The sequence below is a fragment of the Micromonospora sp. NPDC005203 genome (assembly GCF_042872705.1).
Classification (GTDB): Bacteria; Actinomycetota; Actinomycetes; order Mycobacteriales; family Micromonosporaceae; genus Micromonospora.
Genome location: NZ_JBIAKV010000003.1, coordinates 1 through 26606, shown reverse-complemented (window position 1 = coordinate 26606; position 26606 = coordinate 1). Strand labels below are relative to the sequence as shown.

Sequence of the window (26606 nt, the reverse complement as noted above, 5' to 3'; positions counted from 1 at the left end):
ATGATCCTGCGTCTGACCGTGTGGGACCGCAGTACCGGGACCGCACACGATGTCGAGGTGGTCGCCGCGCCCACCAGCAGCGTGCGGTCCGTGCTCGCGGGGCTGCCCGTCTCCGTGGCGGGCCGGCGCTGCTTCGTCGGAGCCGTCGCGTTGGACCCGGCCGCGACCCTGGGCAACAGTCCACTGCTGCGCGGCTCGGTGCTCAGCGTGGGTGGACCCGGGCCGGTCGGCCGCCTGGCCACCGACGGCGCCGCGGGCGTGCTGGAGGTGGTGGGTGGCCCGGACGCCGGCCTGGCCGTCGCCCTGCGCGCCGGGGTCCACCCGATAGCTCGTCGTTCCGCGGCGGCGTTGCCACTGCGCGACACCGACGTCTCCCGGGACACGCACGCGCTGCTGGAGGTGGCCCCGGACGGCACGGCCACGGTCACCGACGGCGGATCGAGCAACGGTACGTACGTCGACGGCGTGCGGATCGCCGAGCGGGCCGTCGTCGCGCCGAACACCGTGCTCCAGATCGGCGGGAACGAGCTGCGGTGGACGCCGGTGCCGGCCGGGGCGCGGCGACTCGTCCGAGCCCCGGACGGTCGGCTCGACTTCGACCGCGCCTTCGGCCACGCCCCGGTCATCCCCACCGTCGAGGTGACCCTGCCGTTTCAGCCGAGCGTGACCCGAGGCCCGGTCGCGGCCGCGTACCTGCTAGGCGCCGGGGGATCCGTGGGGGCCGCGCTGCTCACGCAGTCACCCATCCTGTTGCTCGGCGCGGTGGTCTCCATCGGGGGGTTGCTGCTGCACCAGCACGCGCAGAACAAGCAGGACGCGGAGCGCGAGGCCGAGTTCACCGCGGCCCGGAAGGTCGTCGACGCGACGATCGCCACCCAGGTGGACGCCGAGCAGCGGGTTCGCCGGGCGCTCGCCCCGAGCCCGGCCGAGATCGTCGACATCGCCCGGGGCGCCCGCGTCGATCTGTGGACGCGTCGGGCGTCCGCACCGCACGCACTGGCACTGCGGGTCGGCGTCGCCGACGAGCCGGCATCGGTGATGGTACGCGGGGAGCCCTGGACCGGCTTCCGTCCGCCGCGGCTGTCGGCCGTCCCGGTCACCGTGGACCTGCGCACCATCGGGGTGCTCGGGGTGACCGGCGCCGAGCAGTCGGTGCAGGCCGTCCTGCGGTGGCTGCTGGTTCAGCTCGCCACCCTGCGCGGCCCGGACGACCTGCGGATGGTGCTGCTCAGCGCCGATCAGGGCGGCCGTCTGGCCTGGGCACGTTGGCTGCCGCACGTCGACGCGGGGGACCCGGCGACGTACTCCTGCCGGGTCGGCAACACGACCGCGACCCGGGCCGACCGGGTACGGGAGCTGCGTACCCTCATCGCGACGCGGCGTGCCGAACGCGGCCCGCAGCAGTTCGACGACCTGGTCGTCGTCCTCGACGGCGCGTTGGCGCTGCGGGACCTGCCGGGCATGGACGAGGTGCTGCGGGACGGGCCGGCGGTCGGGGTTCACCTCATCTGCGCCGATCGGCACAGCATGAACGAGTGCCGGGGTCTGATCGAGACGGCGGAGGAGTCGGCACGGGTGACTCGCAGCCCGGACGGCCCGCCGGTGACGGTCCGGGCCGACACGCTCGACGCGGTGACCGCCGAGCGGTTGGCGCGGGCCCTGGCCCCGATGCGTGACCGGGCGACACTCGGCGCCGCCCAGCAGGCCATCCCCGGCGCGGTACGCCTGCTCGACCTCCTGGACCTCGGCGCGCCCAGCGGCGACGATGTGCGGGCGCTCTGGGAGCGGGGGCGGGGTCCACGGACTCGCGTCGTGCTCGGTGCGGACGCGACCGGGCCGGTGTACGTCGACCTCGCCGGCCAGGGACCGCACACCATGTTGGGCGGTGCGACCGGCGCCGGCAAGAGCATCCTGCTGCAGACCCTGGTCACGTCGTTGCTGCTGGCGAACCGACCGGACGAACTCAACCTGGTGCTCGTCGACTTCAAGGGCGGCAGCGCCTTCCTGCCCTTCGAACGGTGCCCGCACGTCGTCGCGCTCATCCGCTCCACCGGCGAGACTGCCGCCGACGTGTTCGACGACGCGGCGGCGGCCCGGGTGCTCGCCTCGATCCGGGCGGAGGTGAGCCGCCGGGAGTCCCTGCTGGCCCGCCACGACGGGGAGATCGACAGGTACTGGCAGAAGCGACTGGCGGGGGCGGACCTGCCGCCGCTGCCCCGCCTGGTGCTGATCTTCGATGAGTTCGGTCGGGTCCTGGACGCCGCGCCCGACTTCGTCAAGGAGCTGGTCAACGTCGCCGCGAAGGGGCGGTCGCTCGGGATGCACCTCGTGCTGGCCACGCAGTCGTTACAGGGCAAGCTCTCGCCCGAGTTGAAGAACAACGTGTCGCTGCGGATCAGCCTTCGCCAGAACGAGCCGGCGGACAGCACGGAGGTGCTCGGCGTCCCCGACGCCGCCACCATCCCGGGCGCGTTACGTGGCCGTGGCCTGATCCTGTGCACCACTGCGGAGTCCCGGATCCCGCAACCGTTCCAATCCGGCTACCTCGGTGACCCTCCGCCGACCGGTGGGGCCACCCCGGCCGTCGTCCGCGTCCTGAACCCGACGGACCTCGGCACCCCTCGCCCCCGCGCGGCACCCACCGGGGGAGCGGGACCCACCGACCAGGACCTCACCATCGCCGCGATCGAGGACGCCGCGGATCGGTCCGGGCTGTTGGCGCCCTTCCGGCCGATTCTGCCCCCGCTGCCGGCCACTCTGACGGTGGACGAGTTGCCGTCGCGATGGACCGCCGCCGCACCGGCGACCGCCGTGCCCTTCGGCCTGGCCGACGACCCGGCACGCCAGGCGCAGCCGGCGGACTTCCTCGACCTGGCCGGAGTCGACCGCCTGCTCGTCGCCGGTGGCCCGCAGTCCGGCCGAACGACACTGGCCCGCACCCTGATCACCGGCCTGGCCGCCCGCTTCCGACCCGACCAGGCCCACCTGTACGTCGTGGAACGGCACCCGGCGGGCCTGGCCGAGTACGCGGCGTTGCCGCACTGCGGAGGGGTCTTCTCCGCAGCGGAGCCCGACCGGATCCGTCGGCTGGTCACCTGGCTGGCCGAGGAGGTCCAACGCCGCGCCGGCAGCGCGCCCCCGGCGGACGGAGCACGGCCGCACATCGTGGTCGTCATCGACGGCTGGGAGCACTTCGAGGATCACAGCGACCCCGCCTTCGTCGAGACGTCCCTGCTCGCCACCCTGCGCGGCGTCATCACCGCGGGCGCTCCGCTCGGGGTGCACGTCGTGCCGTTCGGTGGTCAGGACATGCTCAACCACCGGCTGCCGACCCTCTACAACCGGCGGTTGCTCCTGCCGTTTCCCAAGGAGGAGACCCGGCGGATGCAGTTGCAGACCGGCATGGCCAGCCCGCCCGCCCTCCCCGGACGGGCCATCGACGCCGGCAGCGGCCGGCACGTGCAGGTGTGCCTGCCGACGCGATCCGGCACCGCCGACGCCGTCGAACCGCACGACACACCCGCGCACCGGCTGCCCCGGCGGTTCCCAGCCCTGCCCGCGCGCGTCGACCTGGCCGCCCCCGGGTCGAGCGCCGACACTGGGGCGCTGTCCACCTGGATACCGCTGGGCGTCGGCGGGCCGGACCACACCACCGTGGGCATCGACCTGTTCCACGCCGACTCCCACCTGTTGCTGATCTCCGGTGCTGCTGGCACGGGCCGCACCACCGCGGCGGCCACCGTGGTGCACGCGCTGCGGCGGCGGGGGATCGGCGTACTCGCCGTCGCCCCACTCCAGTCCCCGTTGCCGAAGCTGCTCCCCGACGACGCCGGGCTCCGGGTGCTCACCGGTGTCACGTTCAAGGACAGCGACCTGCGCGAGGCCGTCGCCGGGTTCGGCGACGAGCCGTACGCGGTGGTCGTCGACGACGTCGACCGGATCGCCGTGCTCCCCAGCGAACAGGGCTTCGCGAGCAGCCCCACGCTGCTGGACGACATCAGCAGCCCCGCGGCTCGCGGGCGGCGGGCCCTGGTCGTCACCGCGGACGCCGCCCCCCTGCTGACCGGGTTTCCCAGCCCGCTCACCCGTCTGGTCAACGCGATCGTGATGGCGGGGACACGTCTCGTGCTGGCCCCGGGCAACCGCTCGGCGGCGGTGGCCCACAACATCACTCTCGAACCCGACCAGTACCTCACCGGCCCGCCGGGGCGCGGCTATCTCACTGCTGGTCGGACGCCGGTGCTGGTGCAGGTGGCCGTAGCCTAGGACCGGCGGGGATCCAGCCGCAGCCCGGCGCGGGTGGCGCCCCGAGCGGCGCAGAATCGGCAATGCCCGCTCGACTTTCCGGAAGTCGGGGTGTCGGCGGCCCTTTGACACCCCGACTTCCGGAAAGTCGAGTGGATCAACCAACTTCAGGCCGCGCCGATAGTGACGCTCCGCTGTGGAGACCACTACGCTCGGACGGTGAAGCCCGGTGGCCAGCCCCGGGCCGCGCTGACGAGACGGTCAACGCCGGGCACTGTCACGAGTGGTTGATCTTCCGGCTTGGGGAGCTTCGCATGGCCGACTTACCGCACACGCTTGCCGCGTTCATCGTGACCGAGATCCGCCGGGCCCGAGGGGCCGCCGGGATGACGCAGGAGGCCTTCGGCCGGGGAGCCGGTTTCAGCGCCTCCCATGTCAGTGCCGTGGAGAGTGAGACGCGAGCGCTGACGATGGACTTCATCAAGGGCGCGGACCGGGCAGTCAAGAACGGCGGCCTGTTCCAGCGCATGGTGGCAGAGCTGGGCGCACCCTCCTGGTTCCTGCCGTGGCTGGACGCCGAGCGCGTCGCGACTCAGCTTCGGTCCTGGCAGCCGTCCCTGATTCCCGGCCTACTCCAGACCGAGCACTACGCGCGAGCGGTCATTCGTTGCGACGACACGCTGGGTGATGAGGATGTCGACAAGCGGCTCGCGGCTCGGCTCGATCGGCAGTCGATCCTCATCCAGCCGAAGGCACCGCAATTCGTTGCGGTCATCGGCGAGGAGGTACTGCGACGGGCGGGCGAAGACTTTCGGGCGATCATGGTCGGACAGATCACGCACTTGTTGACTTTGGTCGAGCGTCCGAACATCAGTGTTCACGTCGTGCCGCGCGAGGTGAACATGCACGCCGGGCTCACCGGTCCGTTCATCCTGGCACGGGCTGCCGATGGCAAATGGGTCGGCCAGTTGGAGAACCAGCTTGGCGGGGCGGTCATCAGCAACGACGATGACATAGCTACGCTTCTGTCGAAGTGGGAGACCGTGCGAAACGAGGCCCTACCCCGGCGGCAGTCAACTGACCTGATGAAGGAAGTGGTGACGTCATGGACCTGATCGGCGCTACGTGGCGCAAGTCCACCCGCAGCGGCTCCAGCGGTGGCGACTGCGTCGAGGTCGCGGACAACCTGCCCGGCATCGTCGGTGTCCGGGACTCCAAGGACCCGACCGGGCCGGCGTTGCTCTTCGGGCCGGTGGCCTGGCGGGCGTTCGTCACCGAGGTCAGCCGGCGGTCATAACCGACCCCTGCACACGCGCCGAAGCGCCCGCCCCCGGGACCACGGAGACGGGCGCTTCCGCTGTGCGGGATCGTCAGCCGACCACCGACCGCAGCGGCACCTTGGCGTCGCGGAGCGCGCGTACCAGATCGCTCGCGAACGGGTGTTCGTCGACCTGGAGGCCCTGCGGGTTGGGGATCACGACGTACACCGAGGTGTCCTTCGCGGACGTCCTCGCGTCGGTGGTGAAGCGTTCGACGATGGCCCGGGTGCGCGGCAGGTCGCTCGCCGCGACCTCGACGGTGATCGGCCGCCACCCGCCGCCGAGGTCCGGCGTGACCGGCGCGGCGGCGGCGCTGGCGCGCGCCGGGTCGAGACCGGCCGTGCGCCGGCCGTCCGGCGCGCCCTTCGGGTAGAGCAGCGCGTTGGCCACCAAATGCAGGCCACTCTCGTTGTACGCCCGGAAGAGCGGGTTGAACGCGAACAGCACCGCCCGGCCGGTGCCGGTGGGCTCGTCGACCACTGCCGCCGTGCCCTTCAGGGCGTCCGCGCCGACGGTGTAGCCGTTGGCCCAGAACGTGTCACCCGTCGGGTAGCTGAGCACGTTCGTGCCGGTGGTGCTCGGGTTGAGGATCGGGTCGCTGTTGTTGAACTCGAAGTCCTCCGCCGGGCGGCCCAGGGCGACCGGGTTGTCGGTGTCCACGTCGACCCGCAGGTGCGAGCCGATCACCAGGTAGTCGGCCGGCTTGGTCTTCTCGGTGGTGGAGGTGAGCCCGGCGGCGCGGGCCAGCCGGGTGCCCTCGTTGCGCAGCCCGACGTAGGTGTGGCCCTGGGCGATCCAGGCGCGCAGGTTGGCCTGACCGGCGGCGGTCAGACCGCCGGTCGCGCTGCTGCCGTCCGGGACCAGCAGCACGGTACGACCGGTGAACGCCTCGGTGTTGTCGTTGATGTCGGCAGTGGTGACCGGGGTGAGGTCGAGCCCCCACCGCTTGCCCAGCACGTAGCGGGCCTCACCGTGCGAGCCGGCGGTGGTGGAGATGCCGGTGCCCTGGAACAGCCCGACATCGGGCAGGGCCAGGCTGGTGCCGGTGGGCCGCCCGCCCGGGGTGAGGGTCACCCCGAACGACTCGGCCAGCTCGTCGACAGTGCGGCTCAGCTTGGTCGCCGGGATGGCGACCCGGCTGGTCTTCAGGTCACGAACCAGCGGCACGCCGCGACCGAGCAGGCTGAACGTCAGCTCCGCGGCGGCCGCCGAGTCGAGCGGGTACGTGTACGAACCCCACGGCCACGCCGGGGCGGTCCGGCCGCCGGAGACCGCGCGGACGAGCTGGGCCTTCGGTCGGACGGCGTCGCCGGTGTAGATGGTGGAGACCCCCATCAGCAGCGGGTTGCTCCAGGACGACACGTCGTAAAAGTAGGGGAACGGCGTGTATGGATCCTCGCCCATGATGGCCTGGATCCAGTGCTTCTGCGGCTGGTCCATCGGAATCCAGTACGCGCCCTTGGGCACTGTCACGTTCGTGGCGCTACGCCCGCCGAAGACCCGTGCGGTGGGCACCCGGGTCGCCTTCTGCACCTCGTACACCTCGACGTCCATCCGGCGCAGCCGCTCGACGAGTTGGCGGGCGTCGGCGAGTTGCCGGTCGGGCAGCAGGAAGTACGAGCGGATCGTGAGGTCGGGCACCGGGAACTGGACCTCGTTGGTGGGCTGCACCACCTCGTTCGGTTCGAGGGCGCCCGCCCGGCCCTGGGCGAGGGCGTCGGTCCAGATGTCGAAGTAGCCGTCGAGCACCTCGCGCTTGTTGGCGGCGGCCCAGCCCAACGTCGACCACTGGGTGTGGAACTGCTGCTGGACCCGGTCGGCGACTGCCGAGGCGCTGCCCTTCTCGTACGTCATGCCGGCCGCGCCGAAGCCGGTGGTCGGCACGGTGTCGCCGTAACCCATGAAGAACATGTCGTACGTGTCGTAGTTGAAATAACACTCGGTGATGGCGGTGTCGTCGCAGGCGCCGTTGTAGCCGAAGCCGGCCTTGTTGGCCTCGCCGATCCGGTTGATCCAGTCCACCGCCTCGCCGGCGATCTCGTGGTGGATCGGGTCGGCGTTGGGCGGGAAGAAGTACTGCTTGCCACCCATCTCGTGGGCGTCGACGAAGACCTGCGGCGGGTATCGGCGCAGCAGCTCGAGTTTGCCGTCGGTCTCCTGCTGGGTGCGGGCGAACCAGTCGCGGTTCAGGTCGAAGCCGAACTCGTTCTGCCGCCGGGTCGCGTCGCGGCCGTCCGGGTTCTGGGTCGGCACGATGATGGTGACCAGGTTGTCGTTGCGCCGGGCGACCTCGCAGGACAGGCCCGCCGCCAACTCGTACAGCGTCTTGAGGGCCGCGTCGGTGCCGCTCTTCTCGCCGCCGTGCACGTTCGCGGTGACCCAGACGATGGCCGGGCTGTCCCTCGCCGTGCGGGCGGCCGTCCGCGCGCTGGTCCGACGGGGATCACGCAGGTCCCGTACGTCGTCGGCGATCCGGCGCAGCGCGGCGGGCCGCACGTGGCGTTCGTTGGACACCACCGCGTACGGCAGGGTTTGCCCGGCCACGCTGGTGGCCAGCACCCCGGTGACGACCCGGTCGGAGGCGCTGTCCACCGCCCCGAGGTAGGTGCGGACCTCCGCGTTGGTGACGACCCGTTCCTGGCCCACGCCGAGCGGGAAGCCGAACACGGCCTCCGGTGCGGGCACGGTGCTCAGCCGGGCGGTCGGGTCGTCGCTGCAGGTGGAGGGGCGGGCGGCGCTCGCGGTCGAGGTGCCGCCGAGCAGGGGACTCAGGCCGAGCAGGAGCGCGATCGTGGCGGCACTCGCCAGCCGCTTCGGGGGGACCGTCCAGAACGGGCGCGTCGATGGGGACATATCTCGTGTTTCCCTTCTCGGGAACAGCCTCGCAGTGGCCGGAGCCTATGAACGGGCCGACACGACGGTCAAGGGTTGATCGACGCTGTTCACTACTCGGCGTGCCGGACCCGATGCGGACTGGCAGGATGACGGGTGTGCTCGTCGTCGTTCGGAAGGAGCAGGCCGTGTCGGAAATGATCGCGCTCTCGGTCCATCCGGATTCGCCGTCCGCCGATGCGCGGCGGTCGCTGGCGTCCTGGCTGCGCGCCGAGGACCGGCTGCGCGACGGGGTGAGCTCGCCGCCGGCCAGTCAGCCGCCGGCCAGTCAGCCGCCGGCCGGCGGCACGGACCCGCTGCGGGTGGCTGTCGACGACGCGGGCGCCGCCATGGTGTTGGTGCAGGCGGTCGCCGGCTGGCTCATCCACCGCCGGGACGACGTGACGGTGCGGCTGGCCCGGCCCGACGGGTGGACGGCCGACGTGGACGTCCGTCAGGCGCGGGACATGGAGCAGGTGACCGCGCTCATCGAGGCGGCGGTGGGCGCGGTCACCTCCGAGAAGGGGCGGGAGGCCCCTACCAGGTCGTGAGGCCGAGGCCGATGGTCCTGGTCAGCGTGGCGTTGTCGTCGTCGCCGTCCAGCGACCAGATCATCGCGCCGGCCAGGCCGGCCCGGCGGATGTAGAGCGTCTTCTGCAACACGACCGCCGGATCGTCGTACGTCCAGAACGTCGTACCGTCGAAGAGCCACGCGTGCCCGGCGCGCAGGTCGCGGTGCACGGCGTAGCCGTTGCCGGCCAGGTTCTTGAGGTTCTTGTAGTCCTCGTAGCCGGCCTCGAAGGTGGCCGGCGCCGGCCCGGTGGCCGGCCCGAAGAGGCCGTTACCGCCGCCGGTGATGCCGGTCCATCCGCGACCGTAGTACGGGATGCCGAGGACGAGTTTGTCGCGCGGCGCGCCCCGGGCGATCCAGCCGTCGATGGCCACCTCGACGGAGAAGTCCGGGTTGTCCGGCGATCCCGCCGGTACACGCAGCGCCGACTGCTGGTTGGCCACCGCCTCCCAGCCGCCGTGGAAGTCGTAGCCCTGCACGGTGGCGAAGTCCAGGTACTTGAAGATCTTGCGGCCCTCGTAGCCGGCGTCCATGGTGGCCGGGTTCGCGGGCAGGAACGCGGTCAGCGGGTGATGCGTCCGGGTGGTGCGGCCGTACGCGTCGAGCTGCCGGCGGAACTCGGCAAGCAGCTTGGTGAAGTTCTCCCGGTCCTCCGGGCGGATGACGTTGCCGGGCTCACCCGCCCAGTTGGGCCACTCCCAGTCGAGGTCGATGCCGTCGAAGACGCCGGCGGCGGCGCCCGGGGCGCCCGGGAGGTTGCCCTTGAGGTAGAGGTCGACGCAGGACGCGACGAACGCCTTGCGGGAGGCGTCGGTGCGCGCGGCGTTGGAGAAGTACGTCGACCAGCTCCAGCCGCCCAGCGAGATCAGCACCTGGAGTTGGGGGTGCTTGGCCTTCAGCTTGGCGAGCTGGCCGAAGTTGCCGTTGAGCGCCTGCCCCGGGGCGTCGGCGACGCCGTCGACGCTCTCCTGGGCCGGGACGGGACGTTGGTAGTCGGCCCAGGCGTCGCCCTCGCCCGGCCCGCCGTCGAGGTAGCAGCGGCCGTCCTCGCTGACGTTGCCGAAGGCGTAGTTGACGTGGGTGAGGCGGCTCGCCGCCCCGGAGGTGTCGAGCTTCTTGACCGGGAAGGCCCGGCCGTAGATGCCCCACTGGGTGAAGTAGCCGACCCGGTGGTAGCCGGCGCGGCGCTGCTGGTGGTCGCCGGCGTTGGCGGCGGGAGGCGGGGTGGCGGTGATCAGCAGGGTCGCCAGGGCGACGACGGCGGTGACACGGCGGTGGCGAAATGGTCGCATCGGCACACTCCCACGACGGTTGGCGCGTAATTAGTAAAGACACTTATCTGATTGATGAAGTTAAGCCGATCGCACTCCACGGTCAAGAGTCGACCGGCCACACGGGGGATTGTTAACGCGTTACCGGCTGGTAACGATGTTGTGCCATGGACTCCGCCCTGACCCTGATCGGTCTGCCCATCGCCCTCGGCATCATCATGCTCGGTCTGGGTCTCGGCCTGACCAGCACGGACTTCCGCCGGGTGGCCCAGCACCCACGCGCCGCCGTCATCGCGCTGGTGTGCCAGGTGCTGGTGCTGCCGGCGCTCTGCTTCGGCCTGGTCCTCGCGTTCGACCTGGCACCGGAGTTGGCCGTCGGCATGATGCTGCTGGCCGCCTCACCGGGCGGCACGACGGCCAACCTCTACAGCCACCTGTTCGGTGGGCACGTGGCCCTGAACATCACCCTGACCGCCATCAACTCGGTGCTCGCCGTGGTCACCCTCCCGATCCTGGTCAACCTGTCGGCCGCATACTTCCTGCCCGACGGCCGCAGCATCGGACTGCAGTTCGACAAGGTGGTGCAGGTCTTCGCCATCGTGCTCGTCCCGGTCGCGATCGGCATGCTGATCCGCGCCCGGGTGCCACACGCCGCCGAACGGCTGAACCGTCCGATCCGGATCCTCTCCGTCGTCGTCCTCGTCGCCGTCATCGCCGGCGCCGTCCTCGGCGAGCGGGAGAACATCGCCGACTACTTCGTCTCCGTCGGCCTGGCCGTGCTCGCGTTCAACCTGCTGAGCCTCGCCATCGGGTACGGGGTGCCACGGCTCGCCGGGGTGGACCGGCGCGCCGCGACGGCCGCCGGGTTCGAGATCGGCATCCACAACAGCACCCTGGCGATCACGATCGCGCTCAGCCCCGCGCTGCTCGACAGCAGCCAGATGGCGATCCCGGGTGCCGTCTACGGCATCGTCATGTTCTTCACCGCGGCGGCCTTCGGCTACCTGGTGACCCGCGCCGGCACCCGGTCCGCCGCGACGTCGACGCCCTGACCGGGCGTGGTGCTGGCCCGGATGCCGCCGGCAAACCGGGCCAGCCGTTCAGCCGACCTGGCTGTTGTCCTTCTGAGCGCCCCAACCGTGCCAGCGGTCGATCTCGATCAGGGCACTGACCCGGGCGCGCTCGCGCCGCGGGTACGCGTTGCCCGTGTAGTGCAGGGACAACCTGTCGATGTCCGCCAGGTCCTCGTCGGCGCGCAGCTCGGCGACGTGCCCGACGATGCTGACATGGGTGTACCAACCGGCCTCGTCGAGCACGGTCAGCGACACCCGCGGGTCGTTGCGGATGTGCTCCAACCGGCGGCGGCTCTCGTCCAGGTTCACCAGGATCCGGCCGTCCTCCCACAGGTACCAGGTGGCGGCGGACACCGGCTGACCACCGTTGCGAAGCGTGGTCATCACGGCCGGGTTCGGCTTCCGGAGCATGGCGATCGCGGCCTCGGGAAGCGGTGGCTTGGACATGCGGTCTCCTTCGGGCGTGGACGTTTACCCCTGCACGTTACGCAGCAGACGCCCCGATCGCTCTCAGAACGGGATCAACGGGGTGGTGGTGGCCCGTGGCCGGAGAGCGGTGACAACTCGATTGCACGAGGTCGATACGTCGGGAAGCATCGCCGGGCACCCACGACAACGCCGATGCGTTAGGCGGAATAACTGCTCGTCAACCGATCCCGCCTCGCGATCTTGCACTTTCTGCCCCGACATTAAGGTGCATTCGCGGTTAAATCGGCGACAGGAAGTGCAAGATCGGCGCGATTCTCCTGCTCGACGCGTCTTGATCTACAAGCCCCGATAGTCAGCAGCGGGTTGACCTGCCGGCCACAGCCCTAACGCGACGGTGTCGGCAGCCACGAGGAGAGGCGATCATGACGCGGGCATTCCTGCAGCCTGATGACGTACGCGACCTGGTGGTGGACCAGTTCGGCGCCGACCGCAGACTTGTCGACCTGGTCCGGCTCACCGGTGGCAGCAAGAAGGGCGTCTACCGGCTCAGGCTGGACGACCGGGCGACGGTGATCCTCTACGTCTGGGCGGCCGACGAGAACTACTGGCCCCCGGCGCCGGTCGTCCCCGACGACCCGTTCACCGACGCGTCGGGCGCCGAACTGTTCGCCGTCAACCACGCCGCCCTCACCGCGGCGGGCGTGCGGACGCCACGACTGCTGATGCTCGACCGCGACGGCCGCTATCACAGGGCCGACCTCGCACTGGTCGAGGACGTCGGTGGGGTGACGCTCGAAACCCTCCTGAAACAGGACCCGGCCGCCGCCGTGACGCCGCTGTCGACACTCGGTGCCGCCCTGCGACGCATGCACACCACCCAGGGCTCCCGGTACGGCAAACTCGCCGCCATCGCGCGCGGCGTGGCACCCCAGGCGCGCAGCGCCGAGGACATCATCCAGGACCGTGCGCTCGGTCACCTCGCCGCTGTGGCGGCCCGCGACGCCCGGCTCGCCGACGCCCACGATCGAATCGCCGACCATGTCCGCCACCCTGCGCCGAGCCATCACCAACCGCAAGGAATACGGGCTGGTACACGGCGAACTCGGACCCGACCACGTGCTCGTCACGCCCTCCGGCGAACCCGTCATGGTCGACATCGAGGGCCTGACGTCTTCGACGTGGAGTGGGAGCACGCCTGGCTGCAGATGCGCTTCGGTGACGCGTACCCCGCGCTGCGCCCGGTCGCACTCGACCCCGCCCGCGTGGATTTTTACCGTTATGCCCAAGTCCTGTCGCTGATCGAGGGCCCGCTTCGGATCGCGGCCAGTGACTTCCCGAACCGCACGTGGATGCTGGAACTGGCCGAGTGGAACATCGCGAAGGCCCTGACGGCGATCTGACGTCGGCAGGTACCGCCGTCAGGGCGCAGTTCGACGCCGGGAAGGATGTGGTCATGACCAACTCCGCACTGCCCAGGCGTGTCGTCGTCACCGGGGCCACCGGAAAGCTCGGCCGGGCCGTGGTCGCCCACCTGCGCGCCGTGGGCGTCGACGTGCTGGCCGTGGACCGTGCCGGTGGCCGCGACCCGCGCGACGTGGACGGCGAGTTCCTCCTGGCCGACCTGACCGACTACGGGCAGGTGGTGGAGGCGTTCACCGGGGGCGCCGACGAGCACGCCGGCACGGTCGACGCGATCGTGCACCTGGCGGCGGTCCCGGCCCCCGGGCTGAGGTCCAACGCGACCACGTTCGCGAACAACTCCGCCGCCACGTACAACGTGTTCGCCGCGGCGCGGGCGGCCGGGATCAGGCGGGTGGTGTGGGCGTCCAGCGAGACGGTGCTCGGGCTGCCGTTCGACACCCCGCCGCCGTACGCGCCCGTCGACGAGGAGTACGCGCCGCGGCCCGAGTCGACGTACTCGCTGAACAAGGCCCTCGAGGAGGAGATGGCCCGGCACTTCTGCCGCTGGGACCCGGCGCTGGTCATGGTGGGTTTGCGCTTCTCCAACGTGATGGACGTCGAGGACTACGCGCCGTTCCCCTCCTTCGACGCCGACCCGCAGGCGCGCCGGTGGAACCTGTGGGGTTACCTCGACGCCCGCGACGGCGCCCAGGCGGTCGAGCGTGCGCTCGCCCACGACCGGCCCGGCGCCGACGTCTTCATCATCGCCAACGCCGACACCGTCATGACCAGGTCCAGCGCCAGTCTGCTGGCCGAGGTCTACCCGGGCGTCGAGGTCCGCAAGGAGCTGGGCGAGCACGAGACCCTGCTCAGCATCGACAAGGCGCGCCGGGTGCTGGGCTACGAGCCGCGCCACTCCTGGCGAGACCACGTGAATTCGGTTCAGCGCGCGGCCTGGTAGGCGCGACCCACGGCGGTCACCTCGCTGCCGGTGCGGAAGAGGCCGGTCTGGTCCTTGTCGGTGGCGGGCAGGCCGAACCAGGCGTACCGGTGCAGCCAGGACTGGCCGGCCAGCATCCGGGTCGCCGCGCTGAGGAACGCGGCCTGCTCTGCCTGGGTCGGGAAGCGCACGCCGTTGGAGAAGTCGATCAGGGCGAACTCGGTGAGCCAGATCGGCAGCTGGTAGCGGTCGTGCACGGCCTGGAGGTACGACCTGAGCTGGTTGACCGCGTTGGCGGTGGTGAAGTCGCCGCCGTACCAGTGCAGGGCGATGAAGTCGACCCGGTAACCGCGCTGCTTCGCCCCGGCCAGGAAGCGGTCGAGCCACTCGCCCGGCCGGTCACCGCCCCAGGCCACCGCCGGGCTGCCCAGCGGCAGACCGGTCGCTTCCAGTTGCGGCCACAGCTCCAACGCCTGCTCCACGCTCATCTCCGCCTGACCCTTCAGGTCCGGCTCGTTGAACCCGAGCAGGTAGCGGCCGTTCTGCTTGGCCTTCTCCAGGTTGCTGGCGGTGACGCTCTTGGCCCCCCAGATCATCGGGACGAACTCGGCGTTCTTCGGGCTGGTGACGCCCTGGTGGGCGACGTCCCAGGTGTAGTACCAGCTCGCCCCGGAGGTGGCCAGTGCCTGGCTGACCCCGTCGAAGGTCCACACCCCGACACCCTTGCGCTTCGAGGTCACGGCGGTCGCCGCCGGGGCGGCCGGACGCCTGGTCGTCGGCGTCGCCGTCGGTGTGGTCGTCGGCGTCGGGGTCACCCCCGCCGGGCTGGTCGACGCGGCCGGCGTGGTCGCGGTGGGTGGGCCGGGCTCCGGGGTCGTCGTCGGCGGCGGCGTGTCGAGCGCCTGCGTGGCCGCGGGAGCGGGCGTCGGCGCGGTCGGTTGCACCACGACGATCACCCCGGTCACCAGTACGGCGACCACGGCCGCCACGGCGAGGGGCCACCGCAGCCGCCATATCCCGATCGGAAGGCGACGGAACACCAGGCGTCGGGGCTCCGCGTGGACTCCCCGGGACCCCTTCGGGGTGTCCGCTTCACCCGGGCCGGTTGCGCGCATCGTCTCGACTCCTTCGTGTGGTCACCGCACTGCTCGACAAGGGGCGGTGCCCGATCGCCAGCAACGCCCCCCTCAGGAGACTTGCCGGGCGCGGGGCGATAACGATTTTCTCGGCGGCTCACCCCGTCAGGCCGGTCTGGGCGACGGAAGATCGCCACTGCGTCGAGGGCCAACGGTTGGGTGGCCCGCGCGGTCCGAGGGGACCGGCCGGCACGTCAGCGAGCTGTCGGCGAGCGGTCCGGTCAGCGACGGAGGGTCGCCGACGGCGACTCACCGAACCGGCTCCGATACTCGGTCGCGAACCGACCGAGGTGCACGAACCCGTGCCGCAGCGCGACGGTCGTCACCGAGACCCCCGGCTCGGCCGCCCGCAGCGATCGGTGCGCCGCGTCGAGGCGACAGGCCCGCAGGTACGCCGTCGGGGTGGTCCGCAACTCCCGCCGGAAGCAGTCCTGCAACGTCCGTACGCTCACCCGCAGCGCCTCGGCGACATCACCGACGGTCAGTGCCTCGCCGTGGTGGTCGGCGATCAGGGTGCAGGCCCGGCGGACCAGCCGCCCGGGGTTGGCGTGGTAGCCCGGCTCGGCGAGCAGGTCGGAGTGGCTGTGCCGGTGGGCCAGCAACAACTGGCCGATGAGCCCCTGCTCGAAACGGGCGGCGACCTGCGGATGGTCGAACAGGGACGCGTCCGTCGGCTGTGCCAGCTCGTCGGCGAGGAACGCCACGCCGCGCGCCCACGCCTGCGCCCTCGGTGTGGTCATGACCATGCCGATGTCCAAGCGGACCGGGTCGTCCACCGGGCGGCCCAGGAGGCGGGTGAGTTCCCGGTCGACGGCACGCCGGTCGGCGTAGAAGATCCGATGTGGCGATCCCTCGGACCACCGCATGTCCGAGGGATCGTGCGGGGACAGGACGGAGGCGACGTCGGGTGTCGAGGTCACGGTGTGGCCGGAGTGTCGGACCACCGTGCTGCCGGCCCGGGGGATCTGGACGAGATAGAAGCTCTCCAGGGCGGGGGGTTGGATTCGGACCTCCTGCCCGTAGTCCAGGTCGACGACACCGACTCCGCCCACCCGGCGTGCCGCCATGCGCAGCTGAACGGCGCGCACGCCCGCCTGCGGGGTGAGTCGGTGCGGACAGAAGATCTTGCCGACTTCGGCGCGGGCCTGGTCGATGTCGTCCGTCCGGACCGTCACCGCATCCATCCGACCCCTCCCGGGCGTCTCGGTGCGCTGACCATAAGGCGGGACCGGGAACGACGGTGCGGCAAAGCCGTACACCCGACACGGGCCGGCCGGCTGCGCGGAGCGGACACACCTCGCGCGCAGCGGATAGCGACGGTCCCGGCCCGCTCGTTAGCGTGCGCTCACCACCGCTGCCGCAGTGGTAGACGCGCTTCGGAGGATGCCATGAGAATTGCCGTCGTCGGCGCCGGATTCGCCGGTCTGAGCGCAGCGAAGGTGCTACGGCAGAGCGGGTTCGACGTCACCGTGTTCGAGAGGGCCCCCGACGTCGGTGGCGTGTGGAGCCGCACCCGGCGTTATCCCGGTCTGCACACGCAGAACAACAAGGGCACCTACCACCTGTCCGACCTGCCGATGCCCGCCGACTATCCGCAGTGGCCCTCCGGCGAGCAGGTCCAGCGGTACCTTGAGAGCTACGTGGAGAAGTTCGGGCTCGCCGGCGTTCTGCGTCTGTCCACGGAGGTCGTCACCGCCGAGCTCATCAACGACGACACCGGGTGGCTTGTCACGTCGCGGCCGGCGGGGGCATCAGAGCCGGTGACGGTGCAGCGGTACGACCACCTGATCGTCGCCAACGGCATCTTCTCCGACCCGGTCGTGCCGTCGTTCGACGGGCACGCGGCCTTCGCCGCCGCCGGTGGGCGGGTCCTGGCCGCGGGGGAGTTCCACGACGTCGAGGCGGCCCGGGGCAGGAACGTCCTCGTCGTCGGGTACGGCAAGTCGTCCTGCGATGTGGCGGTTCCGCTGAGCGACCTCGCCGCCCAGACCCACGTGGTGGCCCGGCAGTTGCTGTGGAAGATGCCCCGCAAGCTCGGCGGGGCGCTCAACTACAAGTACCTGATGCTCACCCGGATGGGTGAGGCACTGTTCCGCTACCTGCACCTGAAGGGCTTCGAGCGGTTCCTGCACGGTTCGGGCAACAGCCTGCGCCAACGGATGGTCGACAGCGTCGGCTCGGTCGCGACCAGGCAGCTCAAGCTGCGTGAGTTGGGTCTGGTGCCGAATGGCAGCTTCGAGGACATCGCCCGCAGCACGGTCAGCCTCGTCACGGAGGGCTTCTTCGAGCGCGTCGCCGACGGCCGCATCGCCGTGCACCGCGACCAGGTGATCACCGAACTGCTCGTTGCCGACGGTCGGCCCGCCGCCCGCCTGGCCGACGGCACGGTGCTCCCCGCCGACCTGGTCATCTGCGGCACCGGCTTCCGCCAGCACGTGCCGTTCTTCGACGACGCGCTGCACGCCCGGCTGCAGGACGACCAGGGCAACTTCCAGCTCTACCGCCAGATCCTGCCGGTCGGTGTGCCACGGCTGACGTTCGCCGGCTACAACTCGTCGTTCTTCAGCCCGCTCAGCGCGGAGATGGCGGCGGTGTGGACGGCCGCGTACCTGCGGGGTGGGATCACCCTGCCCGCCGAGGACCGGATGCGCGACGAGGTCCGCACCCGCCTGGCCTGGATGGCGGCTCGGACCAACGGGCGGCACGCCCGCGGGACGAACATCATCCCGTTCTCGATGCACAACATCGACGAGGTGCTCGACGAGGTGGGGCTCAACCTCGGCCCGCTGACCCGGGCACGGCAGTGGCTGCTCCCCGTGGACCCGCGCTCCTACCGGGGCGTGACGGCACGAATGATCGCCCGGACCGCCGATGGGGGCACGACGGGCGAGGCCGCATCGGCCCGGTCCGGGCACGGGGGGATCCGGCATAACCACGAAGAATCTCACGTATCCGGATAAAGTACGCAGACAGGAAGCAGGCGGTACGGCCAGCGGGAGGACCCGGGACGATGGCAGCGGAGCAGGTCGCCGAACACCGTCACCGCCCCGGCGTTCCCGTGCCGGCGGCTGTGGTCGGCTGAGCTGTCCCGCCGTCCGTGCTGACGCGCCCCAAAATGCTGCGCGGGATCGGCGACAGCAGGAGCCCCGACTCCGCGACCGTCCTGGAACTGCTGTTCGACATCGTCTACGTCTTCGCGCTCGCCCGCCTCGCCGGGCGGGTGGCGGACGATCTGACAATCGTCCGGCACACGCTGCTGTCGGAGGCCGGCCAGACGGTGCTGTTCTTCACGGCGATGTGGATGATCTGGTCGCTCAACGCCCTGCTGGCGAGCACCTACGACCCTCGCCGGGCGGACCTCCAGGCCGTGCTGCTCGCGACGATGTTCGGCACGCTGGTGCTGGCCGTCTCGCTGCCGGAGGCGTTCGGCAAGCGCGGGGTGGTCTTCTCCTGCACGTACGTCATCATCCAGATCGGCCGACCGCTCTTCCTGACGTTCGCCCTACGGGGTCACCCGGGCCGGGCGTTCGCGGCCCGGGTGCTGACCTGGCACACGGCCTCCGCCGTGCTCTGGATCAGTGGCGGCATCAGCGGTGGCCTCGGTCGGGGCGTCTTCTGGACCCTCGCCCTCGCCATCGAGCTCACCGGCGCCGCCACGGCCTGGCCCGTGCCCCGGCTCGGCGCGAAGTGGTTCGGCAGGGCGGGCGTCGCCGTCTCCCACGTACACCTCGCGGAGCGGTTCAACCAGTTCTTCATGATCGCTCTCGCCGAGGTGGTGCTCGAAGCAGGTGCCGCCGTCAGTTTTCCGGGCTTCACGATGGCGGGGACCATCACCCTCGTCGCCGCCTTCGTAGCGACTGTCTCGTTCTGGCGGATCTACTTCTACCACGTCCGGTCCGGCCAGGCCGCGACCTCCGGGGGGCAGGGCGTCCAGCTGTCACGGTGGGCGAGCTACAGCCTGCTGATCATCGTCGGGGGCATCATCTGTACTGCGGTGGGCTTCGGGCAGGTCATCGAGGACCCGCACCCGCCGATCGACTGGGCACTGGTGGTCATCCTGTTCGGTGGCCCGGTGCTGTTCCTGATCGGGCGGAGCTTCCTGGAGAGGGAGAACCGATCCGCGCCACGTTGCCGGATGCTGTACGGCGGTGCGGCGGTGCTGCTCGTGGCGGCGCTGCCGATGGTGCTGCTCCCGCCGGTCGCCGTGGCGGCCTCGGCGGCGGTGATCCTGGCCGCCATCGCTGTCTTCGACCAGCGAGCCCACCGGCGTGGGTCGGAGACCAACCCGACCCTGTGACACATCGTTGCGGCTCGACGGCTGCTGCGGGTATGGTGCTCTGGCACGCCGTCGAGCTGGAAGGAGGTCAGAACAATGTCCGATGTTCTGCGCCCCCTCCGCGCTCCGGCGTCCGCGCGGATCTGATCCGGGGCGCGCGCTTCCCGGAGGCCCCACCCATGACTGATCTGGTCATCCGTCCGCTCGTCGCGGGCGAGGAAAATCTGTTCGACTCCATGCCTGATCCGCTGCCCCAACTGCGCCAGGTCGCCTACGCCGACGGGATCGCCGGCGGCGGCTACCGGCCCGAGACCACCTGGGTCGCCCTGCGCGCCGGCCGGGTGGTCGGCCGGGCCGCCTGGTTGCAACCGCCGGGCGCCGTCGGAGCCCCCTGGTTGGACCGGTTCGATCTGGACGCCGAGCCGGAGGTGGGTGCCGAGTTGCTGCACGCCGCCCACGAGGCGCTCGGCGGTCCCGGCCGGTACCACGCCGCGCTGCCGGCGCACTGGCGGCGTCGGCCCGAGGTGCTGGCCGTGGTGCGGGCGCCGATGGCGGCCGCCCGGCTCGCCGGGCTGGTCGAGCGGGGGGAGCGGCTCAGGTGTTCCTGGGCGGGCACCCCGCTGCCGGCGTCCTCCGGGCGCTACGACTTCCGGCGGCCCGCCGACGCGGCGGAGATCAACGCCCTGGTGGCCCGGATCGCCGAACCGGACGTGCTGACCGGCGTCGAGATCGCGCGGGCGGTCGCCGGCGTCGACCTGGCCACCGACCCGCTGGCCTGGCTCGGCGACGCGACCGAGGAATGGCGGATCGCGCTGGACGCCGGCGAGCCGGTCGGCCTGGTCGGCACGGCCGGAGACGCCTGCTACCCGCTGCTGGCCTATCTCGGCCTGCTCGACGACGCGGCCCGACCCGAGTTGCTGGCCGAGGCGGTCCGGGTGCTGGCCGCCGGCGGCGCCCGGGAGGTCATCGCCGACGTGGACTCCCACCAGGTCGCGGTGGTCGCAGAACTGGAACGGACCGGGTTCCGGCAGTTGCGCGCCAGGATCGTCTTCGCGCCACGGGACGCTCCGCAATAGCTGACCGGGGTGCGCCCTGTCACCAGGGCGCACCCCTCGGCGGAGCCCGACCCGCACCCCTGTCAGCAGCCCGGCATGGCGAACCCGCTATTGACCGGGCAGGATGTTAGCGCTAACGTGCCGCGCTACCGCATCGCGCTGCGCCGGATACCACCCCCACCCGAAAGGCGTCACCTGCAATGAGTACGGCCGGATCAACCGACTTGCGCGCCGCTGTCCTCGCCGCGAACCGCCTCATCGCCTCGGCCGGCCTGGCCGCGCTGACGTGGGGCAACGTGAGCGGGGTCGACCGCGAGGCAGGCATCTACGTCATCAAGCCCTCCGGCGTGGCGTACCAGGACCTCACGGCCGACCTCCTGGTCCCGGTGGATCTGGAGACCGGGCAGGTCGTCGCCGGAGAGCTGCGGCCCTCCGTCGACAGCGAGACCCATCGCGCGTTCTACCTGCACTGGCCGTCCATCGGCGGGGTGACCCACACCCACTCGACGAACGCCGTCGCCTTCGCCCAGGCCGGGCGGGACGTGCCGGTGCTCGGCACCACGCATGCCGACACCTTCGCCGGTCCGATCCGGGTGACCCGCGACCTCACGGCCGACGAGTGCGCCCACGACTACGAGTTCAACACCGCCCGGGCGATCATCGAGCTGATCGGGGGAGAGGCCGAGGCGCTGGCCAACCCCGTCGCCCTCGCCGCCAACCACGGCCCCTTCACCTGGGCGAAGGACCCGCTCAAGTCGGTGGAGAACGCGATCGTCTGCGAGGCGGTCGCGGAGATGGCCCTGAAGACGCTGTCCCTGAACGCCGCGGCAGCCGCGCCCCAGTGGTTGCTGGACCGCCACTTCACCCGCAAGCACGGCGCCGGCGCCTACTACGGCAACCAGCTTCCCGAGCAGAGCCGGCCGTAACCGGCGCCGCGTGACGACACCGGCACGGGCGACTGCCCGTGCCGGTGCTCCCCGCAGGTCTTTCACGCGGCGGGCTGGGTGGCCCCGTTGAACACCGGCGGGGCGTAGCCCGCAGGCTTGTCGCCGATGCCGAGGCCTGGGCTCACCACCCAGGACTGGTACTGCGGCGTGAACATGCCGTACGGCAGCCCGAGGTCCGGCGCGCTGGCCTCGTCGAGCCGGCGACGGGCGTCGGCCGGGATCTCGAAGTCGAGCGCGCCGACGTTGCTGGCGAGCTGCTCGGGGCTGCTCGCCCCGACGATCACCGAGGCGACGCCCGGCTGGGTGGCCACCCAGTTGATCGCGACCTGGGCCATGCTGCGGCCCAGGTCGGCGGCCACGCTCTCCAGCGCCTCGATGACCTTCCAGTCGCCGGGGTTGATCTCCCGACCCGCGGCGTCGGGGTTGGTCAACCGCCCGGTCCCGCTCATGCCCTCGCCGGTGCGTCGGTACTTGCCGCTGAGCAGCCCGCCGCCGATCGGGCTCCACGCGGTGAGCCCCATCCCCAGGCTCTGCGCCATCGACACGAACTCCGCCTCGATGCCCCGAGTCACCAGGGAATACGGAAGCTGCACATTGATCATCGGGGCCAGTCCGTGTGCCTCGGCGTAGCTCTGTGCGCGGGCCGCGTACCAGGCCGGCACGTCGGAGAGCCCGGCGTAGCGGATCTTGCCGGCGCGGACCAGGTCGTCGAGGGTGTGCACGACCTCCTCGACCGGGGTGATCCGGTCCCAGGTGTGCAGCAGGTACAGGTCGATGTAGTCGGTGCCGAGCCTGCTCAGTGAGCCTTCCACGGCCCGCATGAGGTGCTTGCGGCCGTTGCCGCTGGCGTTCGGGTCGGTCGGGTCGACGGTGTTGGTGGCCTTGCTGGTGAGCACGAGCCGTTCACGGACGCCGGCCCGGTCGATCAGACGGCCCAGGATCCTCTCGCTCTGCCCGGCGGTGTAGAAGTCCGCCGTGTCGATGAGGTTGCCGCCCGCCTCCAGGTACTGGCGGAAGATCAGCTCCGCCTCCTCCTCGGTCTTGCCGTACGCGGCGTGGAACCCGTCGACGCCGAAGTTCATGGTGCCCAGCGCCAGCCGGCTCACCCGCAGGCCAGACCGCCCGAGCAGGTAGTAGTGGTTCACGGTGGTGCCCTCCCGATCGTGGTGTCGGCCCGGATCGGACCGCGCTCCAGACCCTTGCTCGCCAAATTTGGACCCGCAAGTCCAAAAGCTGGGTATGGTTGGGTCCGCAGGTCCAGACCAGGAGGTCTCATGACACGGGCGTTGACCCGCAAGGGCGAGGCCACCCGCGCCCGGATCGTCACCGGCGCCGCCGCCGAGGTCCGCGAGCGCGGCGTCGACGAGGTACGCCTGGAGGACGTGCTGACCCGCACCGGCACCAGCAAGGGTCAGCTCTTCCACTACTTCCCCGACGGCAAGGAGGGGTTGCTGCTCGCGGTGGCCCAGCACGAGGCCGACCAGGTGCTCATCGACCAGGAGCCGATGCTCAGCAACCTGACCTCCTGGCCGGCCTGGCTGGCGTGGCGCGACCGGCTCGTCGAGCGGTACCTCGCGCAGGGCGTGAAGTGCCCGCTCAACGGGTTGCTCGGGCAGACCGGTCGACGCGCACCGGGCGCGAAGGCGATCGTGACCGGACTCATGTGGCGCTGGCAGGGGGCGATCACCGAGGGGATCCGGCACATGCAGTCGACCGGGGACATCGCCGCGGACGTGGACGCCGAGCGCGCCGCCGCGGCGCTGCTGGCCGGCATCCAGGGCGGCGTGCTGCTGCTGCTCTCCACCGGCAAGATCGATCACCTGGAGGCGGTTCTCGACCTCACCATCGACTCGCTGCGGGCGAGCGCCCGGACGTAGGAGGGTGGGGTCATGACGGATGACGACCGCGCACCGCTGGTACTGCTGCACGGCCTTACCTTCGACCGGCGACAGTGGGACCCGGTCCGGCGCGAGCTGGCGGTGATCGACCCTGCCCGGCAGGTCCTCGCCCTCGACCTGCCCGGGCACGGTGACGCACCCCGGCGGCAGTCCTACGGGATGGCGGAGGTGGCCGACGTCGTGCACGAGCAGGTGACCGAGGCGGGCCTCGCCCAGCCGATCGTGGTGGGACATTCGGTCGGCGCGGTGGTCGCCACGACGTACGCGGCCCGGCACCCGGTGCGCGGCGTGGTGAATCTGGACCAGATCCTGCTGCCCGGCCCATTCGGCGTGGCCGTACGCCAGGCCGAGCCCACACTGCGCGGCCCGGACTGGCGGCGGGTGTGGGACGGCATGCTGGCGGGGATGGGCATCGAGGCGCTGCCGGCCGAGGCACGCGAGATCGTCACCACCGCGACCGATCCCCGACCGGACCTGCTGCTGGGTTACTGGGGTGAGATCCTGAGCGGGTCCGACGAGGCGATCTCCACCGAGCGGCAGCGCGCCCTGCGGTCCATCGGCGAGCGGGGGGTCCCCTACCGGTGGGTGACCTCGTCCGAGCCACCGCCCCGCTATCTGGCCTGGCTGACGGATGCCCTGCCGGAGGTCGCGGTGACGGTGCTACCCGGTAGCCACTTCCCGCACCTGGCGGAGCCGGCGACGATCGCCCGGCTGCTGGCGACCGGCTGAGCGGACGATCGGGTGTCGGCACGGACCGGCGGGGGCTGCTGACGGTGAACTAGTCGCTGACGCGAGTTGCCGGAGATCGGAGCAGCGTGGCAGGTGACGACGACATCTCCGGGTGAGCACCCGGACCGCCGTCGCCTCGGTCTCGCGGTGGTCGTCGCCAACCCGCCGGCACCGCTGCTGCTGGACGAGCCGACCAACCACCGCTCACCGCAGCTCCGTGACGAGTTGGAGGCCCTCGGCACCGGACCCGGCGCCACCGTCGTCGGCGGCCACGGCCGGCGGCTCCGCTCCCGCTGGTCCGGTCGCGAGGTCTCCCTCACCGGTCCGCACGCATGAGCCACGTGAGGCCGGTGTTCGCCGTCCGGACGACCGCCGAGGCCAACGTCGTGGTCGCGGGATGAGCTCCAACCCGCTGCTCGGCGGTGGCGATCCGAACCGCCTGGTTCAGGTGCGCCCGTACGTGCTGGCCGGCCCGCCGCTGGAACGCCACGCCGGTGACCGACCGCAACGCGGCCAACTCCTCGTCGGTGACCATGCCCGGCATGTCGTGGCCCTCGTGCGGGTTGGTCGCCGGAGCGCCGGACTCCGCAAGCAGCCGTCGCGCCGTGCTCAGGTCGGCGCGATGCGCCGTGCCGAGCCGGGCGGCGAACGTCAGCCACGCCGGGTCGGTGGTCCGGCTGGACACCACGTCCAGCACCGGCAGGAGGCGTTCGTTCATCGCCACCGTCAGCTGAAGCCACGCGATGTCGGTGGCGCTGAACAGACCCGTCGAGCCGCTGGCCGAACCCGACCCGAGCGGCGCGGCGGAGGCGGTAGTAGCGGCGGTTGATGTGGTGCTGGTGGTTGATACCGCGGGTTCGGTCGGTGACCCGCTGGTGCAGGCGGTGACGAGCAACAGCGCCGCGAGGCACAGGCCCTTGGGCGCGCGTACCGGGATCCCTCGCATTCGGCCTCCTCTCGCCCGGAACGGCGGGCCCGGCGTGACCGGACCCGCCGCTTCGGGGTGCGCCTGTCGGCTCAGATCGGTCGCCCGTCGGCACCGCACTTGATGACGGGACGAATGCAGTCCTGGACCCGGCGGGCCATCTCCGCGACCGGCCAGGCGTTGAAGAAGTCGCCGTGCATGGTGTAGCCAGGCCCGGAGGCCAGCCGGAACCGTGACGGGTCGCCGTTGACCGGGTACCGCAGCACCTGCCGCAACTTCGGCACGTGCACCGGGTGGGTGCTCGGGCAGGCCTGGTTCACCGGGTACGCCAGGTGGCTCTTGTGGTCCGGCGAGTCCAGGTCGCGGCCGTTCCAACACTGCGGGAAGTCCAGGTACGACTCCAGCATCGTGCCGGACGGGCAGGTGACGAAGTTCTTCGACGGCGGCACCTGTCCCGCGTGCAGACACGACCACCGGGCGATGCTGTCGTTCGACCCGGTTGCTTTCGCGTTGCCGGCGACGAGTCGCAGCCCGAGCGGGAACGGCTGGGTGTTCGCGACGACGTCGGAGCGTACGCCCTCGCCCAGGTAGTAGAACGTGGCGATCGCCGGCTCCACCGGGACGTTGTCACGGTAGAGGGTCGGCACCCAGTACGACGAGACATCCACCCGCGGGTTGCAGGTGGTCTGGGAGTTGACCAGGTCGGGCAGGGTGGTGTTGCCGTTCGTCACCGTGCTGCCGAAGAAGCTGTGCATGTGCGACGCCCCGGGCAGGCCGGGGAAGACGATCGGGTCGTCCGGCAGCCGGTGGCTGTAGGTGCAGTCGGCGGGGAACTCGGCAACCCGGATGGCGTTGGCGACCGGGGCGGCGTCGGCCCGTGCGGTGGTGGAGACGACGTAGGTGCCGAGTAGCACCAGTAGAGCGCCGATCGCCGTGGCGAGGCGCAGTCGGCGGCGGTTGCCGGAGAGGGGTGCGGCCCTGTCCATCTCGTGACTCCTGTTCGGGGAACGGGTCAGGGTAGCTCCGGCGCCGCCGCCGAAGACGTCGGAGATTGCCCTGGCCAGACTGGTGGTGACCGGTGGAGCGTGAACGAGAGAGCGCTCTCACCGGCTGCCCAAGCCTTACCTCTGCGTCGAAACTTGTCAATACGTACCGCAGCTGGTGGAAATGACGACGCCGAAGGGCCGGTCCCCGAGGTGGGGTCCGGCCCTCCGCTGGTGGTGCGGCCTTGCGGTGGTGCGGCCTTGCCGTGGTGCGGTGGTGCGGCCTTGCCGTGGTGCGGTGGTGCGGTGGTGCGGCCTTGCCGTGGTGCGGTGATGCGGTGGTGCGGCCTTGCCGTGGTGCGGTGGTGCGGTGGTGCGGCCTTGCCGTGGTGCGGTGATGCGGTGGTGTGGTCTTGCCGTGGTGCGGTGGTGTGTGCGGTGGTGTGGGTCAGCTGGTGGCGTAGCCGCGGGTGGCGATCCAGTCGGCGAGGTGTTCGATGCTGATCTGGTAGGCGGCTTGGTTGGGGTCGGCGGAGT

Annotated in this window: 21 protein-coding genes and 2 pseudogenes; 14 read left to right on the top strand and 9 right to left on the bottom strand. The window is 71.1% G+C overall.

All coding sequences use genetic code 11. The features are described from left to right. The 3 genes from ACFYPM_RS10095 (at window position 1) to ACFYPM_RS10085 (ending at window position 5542) form a co-directional block, all read left to right on the top strand. Window positions 1–4266: an FtsK/SpoIIIE domain-containing protein gene (locus ACFYPM_RS10095; protein WP_387193524.1), complete on the top strand. Its 4266-nt coding sequence runs from the start codon at window positions 1–3 to the stop codon at window positions 4264–4266. A 293-nt stretch (window positions 4267–4559) separates the two neighbouring features. Next, the gene (locus ACFYPM_RS10090; protein WP_387193521.1) at window positions 4560–5360 is read left to right on the top strand and encodes a helix-turn-helix domain-containing protein; all 801 of its coding nucleotides are present in this window, start codon (window positions 4560–4562) and stop codon (window positions 5358–5360) included. Further along, a complete protein-coding gene (locus tag ACFYPM_RS10085; RefSeq protein WP_387193518.1) occupies window positions 5351–5542 on the top strand; it encodes a DUF397 domain-containing protein in 192 nt (63 codons plus the stop codon). The genes ACFYPM_RS10090 and ACFYPM_RS10085 overlap by 10 nt, the downstream gene beginning before the upstream one ends. A 73-nt stretch (window positions 5543–5615) precedes the next feature. On the opposite strand, the gene ACFYPM_RS10080 is transcribed toward ACFYPM_RS10085, so the two are convergent. Beyond that, window positions 5616–8417 (bottom strand): M14 family zinc carboxypeptidase, encoded by a 2802-nt coding sequence (locus ACFYPM_RS10080; protein ID WP_387193515.1) that lies wholly within the window; start codon window positions 8415–8417, stop codon window positions 5616–5618. Window positions 8418–8593: 176 nt separating this feature from the next. Here ACFYPM_RS10080 and ACFYPM_RS10075 point away from each other — a divergent pair, with 176 nt between their 5' ends. Then, window positions 8594–8986 carry a hypothetical protein gene (locus ACFYPM_RS10075; RefSeq protein ID WP_387194431.1) on the top strand — a complete coding sequence of 131 codons (393 nt, stop codon included), beginning with the start codon at window positions 8594–8596 and terminating at the stop codon, window positions 8984–8986. Here the strand turns inward: ACFYPM_RS10075 and ACFYPM_RS10070 are convergent. Next, entirely contained in the window at window positions 8973–10298 is a 1326-nt protein-coding gene (locus ACFYPM_RS10070) for a glycoside hydrolase family 18 protein (protein ID WP_387193513.1), read from the bottom strand. The genes ACFYPM_RS10075 and ACFYPM_RS10070 overlap by 14 nt on opposite strands. A 146-nt stretch (window positions 10299–10444) precedes the next feature. Between ACFYPM_RS10070 and ACFYPM_RS10065 the strand changes: the two genes are divergently transcribed. After that, on the top strand, window positions 10445–11329 hold the full coding sequence (locus tag ACFYPM_RS10065) for a bile acid:sodium symporter family protein (RefSeq protein ID WP_387193510.1): 885 nt from the start codon (window positions 10445–10447) through the stop codon (window positions 11327–11329). Window positions 11330–11377: 48 nt separating this feature from the next. On the opposite strand, the gene ACFYPM_RS10060 is transcribed toward ACFYPM_RS10065, so the two are convergent. Continuing rightward, window positions 11378–11797: a PPOX class F420-dependent oxidoreductase gene (locus tag ACFYPM_RS10060; RefSeq protein ID WP_387193507.1), complete on the bottom strand. Its 420-nt coding sequence runs from the start codon at window positions 11795–11797 to the stop codon at window positions 11378–11380. A 404-nt stretch (window positions 11798–12201) separates the two neighbouring features. Here ACFYPM_RS10060 and ACFYPM_RS10055 point away from each other — a divergent pair. Beyond that, window positions 12202–13179: pseudogene (locus ACFYPM_RS10055) on the top strand (phosphotransferase family protein). A 53-nt stretch (window positions 13180–13232) separates the two neighbouring features. Continuing rightward, entirely contained in the window at window positions 13233–14141 is a 909-nt protein-coding gene (locus ACFYPM_RS10050) for an NAD-dependent epimerase/dehydratase family protein (protein WP_387193504.1), read from the top strand. Here the strand turns inward: ACFYPM_RS10050 and ACFYPM_RS10045 are convergent. After that, the gene (locus ACFYPM_RS10045) at window positions 14123–15235 is read right to left on the bottom strand and encodes a glycoside hydrolase family protein (protein ID WP_387193501.1); all 1113 of its coding nucleotides are present in this window, start codon (window positions 15233–15235) and stop codon (window positions 14123–14125) included. The two genes, ACFYPM_RS10050 and ACFYPM_RS10045, sit on opposite strands and share 19 nt — an antisense overlap. Before the next feature lie 242 nt (window positions 15236–15477). Next, window positions 15478–16440 carry an AraC family transcriptional regulator gene (locus tag ACFYPM_RS10040; protein ID WP_387193498.1) on the bottom strand — a complete coding sequence of 321 codons (963 nt, stop codon included), beginning with the start codon at window positions 16438–16440 and terminating at the stop codon, window positions 15478–15480. 204 nt (window positions 16441–16644) lie between these two features. Between ACFYPM_RS10040 and ACFYPM_RS10035 the strand changes: the two genes are divergently transcribed. The 4 genes from ACFYPM_RS10035 (at window position 16645) to araD (ending at window position 21513) form a co-directional block, all read left to right on the top strand. After that, a complete protein-coding gene (locus tag ACFYPM_RS10035; protein ID WP_387193495.1) occupies window positions 16645–18216 on the top strand; it encodes a flavin-containing monooxygenase in 1572 nt (523 codons plus the stop codon). A gap of 137 nt (window positions 18217–18353) precedes the next feature. Continuing rightward, window positions 18354–19553: a low temperature requirement protein A gene (locus tag ACFYPM_RS10030; protein WP_387193492.1), complete on the top strand. Its 1200-nt coding sequence runs from the start codon at window positions 18354–18356 to the stop codon at window positions 19551–19553. Between the two features lie 158 nt (window positions 19554–19711). Next, window positions 19712–20608 carry an acetyltransferase gene (locus ACFYPM_RS10025; RefSeq protein WP_387193489.1) on the top strand — a complete coding sequence of 299 codons (897 nt, stop codon included), beginning with the start codon at window positions 19712–19714 and terminating at the stop codon, window positions 20606–20608. 203 nt (window positions 20609–20811) lie between these two features. Further along, window positions 20812–21513 (top strand): L-ribulose-5-phosphate 4-epimerase AraD, encoded by a 702-nt coding sequence (gene araD / locus ACFYPM_RS10020; RefSeq protein WP_387193486.1) that lies wholly within the window; start codon window positions 20812–20814, stop codon window positions 21511–21513. 62 nt (window positions 21514–21575) lie between these two features. Here araD and ACFYPM_RS10015 read toward each other — a convergent pair whose 3' ends face one another. Beyond that, window positions 21576–22679 carry an aldo/keto reductase gene (locus ACFYPM_RS10015; protein ID WP_387193483.1) on the bottom strand — a complete coding sequence of 368 codons (1104 nt, stop codon included), beginning with the start codon at window positions 22677–22679 and terminating at the stop codon, window positions 21576–21578. Window positions 22680–22808: 129 nt separating this feature from the next. Between ACFYPM_RS10015 and ACFYPM_RS10010 the strand changes: the two genes are divergently transcribed. The 3 genes from ACFYPM_RS10010 (at window position 22809) to ACFYPM_RS10000 (ending at window position 24497) form a co-directional block, all read left to right on the top strand. Continuing rightward, window positions 22809–23411: a TetR/AcrR family transcriptional regulator gene (locus ACFYPM_RS10010; RefSeq protein WP_387193481.1), complete on the top strand. Its 603-nt coding sequence runs from the start codon at window positions 22809–22811 to the stop codon at window positions 23409–23411. A gap of 12 nt (window positions 23412–23423) precedes the next feature. Further along, a complete protein-coding gene (locus tag ACFYPM_RS10005; protein ID WP_387193478.1) occupies window positions 23424–24161 on the top strand; it encodes an alpha/beta fold hydrolase in 738 nt (245 codons plus the stop codon). A gap of 93 nt (window positions 24162–24254) precedes the next feature. Next, a complete protein-coding gene (locus tag ACFYPM_RS10000) occupies window positions 24255–24497 on the top strand; it encodes a hypothetical protein (protein ID WP_387193475.1) in 243 nt (80 codons plus the stop codon). Here the strand turns inward: ACFYPM_RS10000 and ACFYPM_RS09995 are convergent. From ACFYPM_RS09995 to ACFYPM_RS09985, 3 genes and pseudogenes are all read right to left on the bottom strand, one after another. Further along, entirely contained in the window at window positions 24478–25107 is a 630-nt protein-coding gene (locus ACFYPM_RS09995) for a DUF305 domain-containing protein (RefSeq protein ID WP_387193472.1), read from the bottom strand. The two genes, ACFYPM_RS10000 and ACFYPM_RS09995, sit on opposite strands and share 20 nt — an antisense overlap. Before the next feature lie 71 nt (window positions 25108–25178). Continuing rightward, window positions 25179–26072 carry a DUF1996 domain-containing protein gene (locus tag ACFYPM_RS09990; protein ID WP_387193469.1) on the bottom strand — a complete coding sequence of 298 codons (894 nt, stop codon included), beginning with the start codon at window positions 26070–26072 and terminating at the stop codon, window positions 25179–25181. Window positions 26073–26517: 445 nt separating this feature from the next. Further along, a pseudogene (locus ACFYPM_RS09985) lies at window positions 26518–26606 on the bottom strand (phytochelatin synthase); the annotation flags it as partial.